7 protein-coding genes are annotated in these 4,302 nt (G+C 67.6%); all 7 read left to right on the top strand.

The genetic code is table 11. The features are described from left to right. Window positions 1–482 precede the first annotated feature (482 nt). Window positions 483–704 (top strand): translation initiation factor IF-1, encoded by a 222-nt coding sequence (gene infA, locus AB0B91_RS64330; RefSeq protein WP_007073013.1) that lies wholly within the window; start codon window positions 483–485, stop codon window positions 702–704. Between the two features lie 93 nt (window positions 705–797). Beyond that, window positions 798–911 (top strand): 50S ribosomal protein L36, encoded by a 114-nt coding sequence (rpmJ, locus tag AB0B91_RS64325; protein WP_012184307.1) that lies wholly within the window; start codon window positions 798–800, stop codon window positions 909–911. A 263-nt stretch (window positions 912–1,174) separates the two neighbouring features. Continuing rightward, the gene (gene rpsM / locus AB0B91_RS64320; RefSeq protein ID WP_088998365.1) at window positions 1,175–1,555 is read left to right on the top strand and encodes a 30S ribosomal protein S13; all 381 of its coding nucleotides are present in this window, start codon (window positions 1,175–1,177) and stop codon (window positions 1,553–1,555) included. Window positions 1,556–1,572: 17 nt separating this feature from the next. Continuing rightward, window positions 1,573–1,980, top strand: coding sequence for a 30S ribosomal protein S11 (rpsK, locus tag AB0B91_RS64315; RefSeq protein ID WP_014440747.1), 408 nt, complete (start codon window positions 1,573–1,575; stop codon window positions 1,978–1,980). Window positions 1,981–1,993: 13 nt separating this feature from the next. Further along, window positions 1,994–2,620 carry a 30S ribosomal protein S4 gene (gene rpsD, locus AB0B91_RS64310; protein WP_088998366.1) on the top strand — a complete coding sequence of 209 codons (627 nt, stop codon included), beginning with the start codon at window positions 1,994–1,996 and terminating at the stop codon, window positions 2,618–2,620. Window positions 2,621–2,718: 98 nt separating this feature from the next. Continuing rightward, window positions 2,719–3,741: a DNA-directed RNA polymerase subunit alpha gene (locus AB0B91_RS64305; protein WP_013735931.1), complete on the top strand. Its 1,023-nt coding sequence runs from the start codon at window positions 2,719–2,721 to the stop codon at window positions 3,739–3,741. A 34-nt stretch (window positions 3,742–3,775) separates the two neighbouring features. After that, window positions 3,776–4,302 (top strand): 50S ribosomal protein L17 (gene rplQ, locus AB0B91_RS64300; protein ID WP_358342843.1); only part of this gene is annotated, 527 nt, incomplete at its 3' end.

Here is a 4,302-nt window from a genome sequence, read left to right as displayed (position 1 = left end):
GGGAAAGAGCGCCCGCCAGAAGTTCTCGCCGCGCTGGTGCTGCGCGCCGAGACGCGTCTCGATACCACACAGGTATTTTTATGCCCGGCAGGTATCAGACGTTGGGGCGGCAGTGGTTCATCGGGTCCACGTGCCTTCCGCAGCTCCACGCGCCCGGAACTGACCACTTCTGAAGCGCGCCGTAGGGCGGAGGCATGTACCGATAGCGGCCGTCCAGCGAAAACGCCCGTACGGCGGCCGGCGCGGAGGGGCGAATGGCCCGTTGTGTCCGATCCGACGCACCGATTTCCGGCCGGTTTGGCGACGGCCCGCAGGCGGGCGTACACTTTCTGATCGGCGCACAGCGTCCACTCCGGCATGCCCACCCTGCGCTTCGGTGGGAGTCGGAGCCGCGGCTGGCGCGGGCCATTCGATCTTGATCGGTGACCCGTGTAAGACGTTGTGGGCCGTCCGGAGTAACCGACGTCAGGACAGCGGAGTACATGCCGAAAAAAGACGGAGCCATCGAGATCGAGGGTCGGGTCATCGAGCCCCTGCCGAACGCCATGTTCCGGGTGGAGCTCGCGAACGGCCACAAGGTGCTGGCTCACATCAGCGGCAAGATGCGGCAGCACTACATCCGTATCCTGCCGGAGGACCGGGTCGTCGTCGAACTCTCGCCGTACGACCTGACCCGCGGGCGCATCGTCTACCGCTACAAGTAAGCCTGACGACGGCCGGGACGTCCCCGTGTCCGTCTTCGACGTCCGGTGTCGCGCCTCGGCGCGTCGTCGGGCCAGATGGGAAGTAAGGCAACCGTGAAGGTCAAGCCGAGCGTCAAGAGGATCTGCAACAAGTGCCGGGTCATCCGCCGGCACGGCCGGGTCATGGTGATCTGCACCGACCCGCGCCACAAGCAGCGCCAGGGCTGAACCAGTTCCGCCCGACCGTGTGACAACGGTCGGTCGACACCGGTCCAGGCCGCAGATCCAGACAACGAATCACATGCTCGTTCCAGCCGCGAGCGGTGCGCAGCGCGTACCTCTTCGTGGTTGACCCCCGGTCGGAGGCCGGGGCCCGCTCGGGCAGCGACCGTCCCCGGTCGCCGGCGCACGACGCCGGTGGCGGAACGGTCGGTAGCGGGGTGGGACGGGTCCACACCTCCGCCAGAACATCACGAGGAGTACGCCCGCACATGGCACGTCTAGTCGGCGTCGACCTCCCCCGCGAGAAGCGGATGGAGATCGCGCTCACCTACATCTTCGGCGTGGGTCGCACCCGGGCCCTGGAGACGCTCTCTGCCACCGGCATCTCGCCGGACAAGCGCGTCCGGGACCTCACGGACGAGGAGCTGGTCCAGCTCCGCAACCACATCGAGGGCAACTACAAGGTTGAAGGCGACCTGCGCCGCGAGGTCGCCGCTGACATCCGCCGCAAGGTCGAGATCGGCTGCTACGCCGGCATCCGGCACCGCCGGGGCCTGCCCGTGCGTGGCCAGCGGACCAAGACCAACGCCCGGACCCGGAAGGGCCCGAAGCGGACCGTCGCCGGCAAGAAGAAGCCCGGCAAGAAGTAATAGGAGCGCACAGACTTATGCCACCGAAGGCTCGTGCCGGAGCCGCCGTCAAGAAGGTCCGGCGCAAGGAACGCAAGAACGTCGCCCACGGGCAGGCGCACATCAAGAGCACCTTCAACAACACCATCGTGTCCATCACGGACCCGACCGGTGCGGTCATCTCCTGGGCCTCGTCCGGCCAGGTGGGCTTCAAGGGCTCCCGCAAGTCGACTCCGTTCGCCGCGCAGCTGGCCGCCGAGGCCGCCGCTCGTCGGGCCATGGAGCACGGCATGCGCAAGGTCGACGTGTTCGTCAAGGGCCCCGGCTCCGGCCGGGAGACCGCCATCCGTTCGCTGCAGGCCGCCGGTCTCGAGGTCGGACAGATCTCCGACGTCACCCCGCAGCCGCACAACGGGTGCCGTCCGCCCAAGCGTCGTCGGGTCTGAGAGGTAGAGAGAGATGGCTCGTTACACCGGTGCTGACTGCCGCCGTTGCCGGCGGGAGAAGATGAAGCTGTTCCTCAAGGGCAGCAAGTGCGATGGCCCGAAGTGCCCGTTCGAGTCCCGGCCGTTCCCGCCCGGACAGCACGGCCGTGGCCGCACGAAGGAGACGGAGTACCTGCTCCAGCTCCGTGAGAAGCAGAAGGCCCGTCGCGTGTACGGCGTGCTGGAGAAGCAGTTCCGCGGCTACTACGAAGAGGCCGTGGGCAAGAAGGCCAAGACCGGTGAGGTTCTCCTTCAGATCCTCGAGTCGCGGCTGGACAACGTGGTCTACCGGGCCGGCTACGCCAAGTCCCGCGACATGGCCCGCCAGCTGGTCAAGCACGGCCACTTCACCGTGAACGGCAAGAAGGTCGACATCCCGTCGTACCGCGTCAAGGAGCACGACATCATCGAGGTCCGGGGCAAGAGCAAGGAGCTCACCCCGTTCATCGTGGCGCAGGCCGAGGCCGGCTCGAAGTCGGTTCCGGCGTGGCTGGAGGCTATCCCCAGCCAGATGAAGGTGCTCGTGCACTCGCTCCCGGCCCGCCAGGTCATCGACACGCAGGTCCAGGAGCAGCTGATCGTCGAGCTCTACTCCAAGTAGTCGGAGCTCGTTGCGGTGGCCCGTCCTTCCGGGGCGGGCCACCGGAACAGTTTGTCGTGGGCGTCATATGGCGGGCGCCCCGGAAGAGAAGAGAAGACATGCTCATCAGCCAGCGACCGACTCTCTCCGAGGAGTCGATCAACGAGACCCGGTCCCGGTTCACCATCGAGCCGCTGGAGCCGGGCTTCGGCTACACCCTGGGCAACTCGCTGCGGCGCACGCTGCTGTCGTCGATCCCGGGTGCGGCGGTCACCTCGATCAAGATCGACGGCGTGCTGCACGAGTTCACCACGATCCCCGGTGTCAAGGAGGACGTGGTCGAGCTCGTCATGAACATCAAGGAGCTCTGCGTCAGCTCCGAGCACGACGAGCCGGTCAGCATGTACCTGCGCAAGCAGGGCCCGGGCGACGTGACGGCGGGCGACATCCAGCCGCCGGCCGGCGTTTCGGTGCACAACCCGGACCTGAAGCTCGCCACCCTCAACGGCAAGGGCCGGCTCGACATGGAGCTGACCGTCGAGCGGGGTCGCGGCTACGTCACGGCGGCCCAGAACAAGCAGGCCGGCGCCGAGATCGGCCGGATCCCGGTCGACTCGATCTACTCGCCGGTGCTGAAGGTGACGTACCGCGTCGAGGCGACCCGTGTCGAGCAGCGGACCGACTTCGACCGGCTGATCATCGACGTCGAGACCAAGCCGTCGATGGGCCCGCGTACCGCGCTGGCCTCCGCCGGCTCGACGCTGGTGGAGCTGTTCGGCCTGGCCCGGGAGCTGGACGAGACCGCCGAGGGCATCGACATCGGGCCGTCCCCGCAGGACGCCCAGCTCGCGGCCGACCTGGCGCTGCCGATCGAGGAGCTGGACCTGACCGTCCGCTCCTACAACTGCCTCAAGCGCGAGGGCATCAACTCCGTTGGTGAGCTCATCGGGCGCACCGAGGCCGACCTCCTCGACATCCGCAACTTCGGTCAGAAGTCGATCGACGAGGTCAAGATGAAGCTCGCCGGGATGGGTCTGGGGCTGAAGGACTCGGCCCCGAACTTCGACCCGGCGCACGTCGTGGACGCCTTCGGCGAGGCCGACTACGACACCGACGACTATCGCGAGACCGAGCAGCTCTAGTCCGCGCTGCCGCCACACCTGAGGAGCACCAAGCATGCCCACGCCCACCAAGGGCCCCCGCCTCGGCGGCAGCCCCGCGCACGAGCGGCTGATGCTGGCCAACCTGGCCACCGCGCTGTTCCAGCACGGCAAGATCAAGACCACCGAGACGAAGGCCCGGCGGCTGCGTCCGCTGGCCGAGCAGCTCATCACCAAGGCCAAGCGCGGCGACCTGGCGTCCCGCCGGCGGGTGCTGGGCGTCGTCAAGGACAAGGACGTGGTCTACGCCCTGTTCGACCAGATCGCGCCGCGGTTCGCCACCCGCAACGGTGGCTACACCCGGATCGTGAAGACCGGTCCGCGCAAGGGTGACAACGCGCCGATGGCGATCATCGAGCTGGTCGAGGAGCTCCAGGTCGCCGAGCCGAAGGCGAACAAGAAGACCGCCGCCCGCAAGGCCGCGCAGCAGGACAAGGTCGAGGCGCTTCAGTTCGCCCGTCTCGGCCGGGGCCCCGGTGAACGGGTCGACGGTCTCGGGGTAGAAGTGGTCCTCCCAGACGTGCAGGCCGTCCTTGGACTCGA

This window comes from Nonomuraea sp. NPDC049141, assembly GCF_040648415.1.
Classification (GTDB): domain Bacteria; phylum Actinomycetota; class Actinomycetes; order Streptosporangiales; family Streptosporangiaceae; genus Nonomuraea.
Note: the sequence above shows the minus strand (reverse complement) of the source record. Positions and strands in the feature narration are given on the sequence as shown.

Excerpts from the sequence above, each read along its gene's own strand:
- infA (WP_007073013.1), top strand. The coding sequence starts at position 483 with ATGCCGAAAAAAGACGGAGCCATCGAGATCGAGGGTCGGGTCATCGAG.
- rpsM (WP_088998365.1), top strand. The coding sequence starts at position 1,175 with ATGGCACGTCTAGTCGGCGTCGACCTCCCCCGCGAGAAGCGGATGGAG.
- rpsD (WP_088998366.1), top strand. The coding sequence starts at position 1,994 with ATGGCTCGTTACACCGGTGCTGACTGCCGCCGTTGCCGGCGGGAGAAG.
- rpsK (WP_014440747.1), top strand. The coding sequence starts at position 1,573 with ATGCCACCGAAGGCTCGTGCCGGAGCCGCCGTCAAGAAGGTCCGGCGC.
- AB0B91_RS64305 (WP_013735931.1), top strand. The coding sequence starts at position 2,719 with ATGCTCATCAGCCAGCGACCGACTCTCTCCGAGGAGTCGATCAACGAG.